Annotated in this window: 1 pseudogene; it reads right to left on the reverse strand. The window is 54.0% G+C overall.

The features are described from left to right. Positions 1 to 729, reverse strand: a pseudogene (locus AC1DVH_RS31950) (transposase); the annotation flags it as partial. Positions 730 to 869: the final 140 nt, after the last annotated feature.

An 869-nucleotide genomic window follows, 5' to 3' on the forward strand; every position in this document is an offset into this window, starting at 1 on the left:
CGGTTGGGCGGTACGTATGCCGTAATGCCCGCCTCTTCACACGTCTGGAACTGCTTGCCGTTGGAGTAGCCCGCATCGGCGGTCACGCTCAGTTCGCTCTGCTGCAACGTTGCCGGGCTTCAAGTTGCTCTAGCGCTGTCCTGATGGCGCTGCGATCAATGGTTTCACCCGATTCGGCGTTATCGGCCTCATCCAGTTCGGCCAGATTTTGGGCGATGCGCTTATCCAGTTTTTCCTGCTGGCGCTTGAGCTGTTTTACGTTCAGATGGCGCCGCGAAGAAGCTACCGCCTGAAATTTGCTGCCATCAATGACAACCAGGCCGCCAGCAATCAAACCGACCGTACGGCAGAACTGAACGAAGACCCGAAACGTTGCACTGAACGCTTGTTTGTTGCCCTTGCGAAAGTCAGCAATGGTCTTGAAATCGGGTTTGAGGCGGTTGAGCAACCACATGACTTCGATGTTGCGCTGGCATTCGGCTTCGAGACGACGGGAGGAGCGGATACGCTGGAAATAGCCGTACAGATAGAGCTTGAGCTGATCTGCCGGATCGTAAGAGGGGCGGCCTGTGCTTTTGGGCACCGCCTTGTCGAACCCCAAGCGTATGAGATCGAGCTTGGCAACGACGGCATCAATCACGCGAACGAGGTGATCCCAGGGATTAAATCCTCCAGTGAAACCGGAAAAAGGCTGATCTGATCGCGTGCTTGACCTTGGATGTAAGCCATGACTACAAAAATGCCCCGTATCTTTCGATACGGGGCATTTTCTTAAACCGCGATGCAKATTGCCAGGTTTTCACACAGCCTGACTGAGTGGTTTTTTTCCGTTGCCTGCATTCAGTTTTGATTAACGCTCAGTGGAGTCC

This window comes from Pseudomonas sp. P4_C3 (assembly GCF_056402075.1).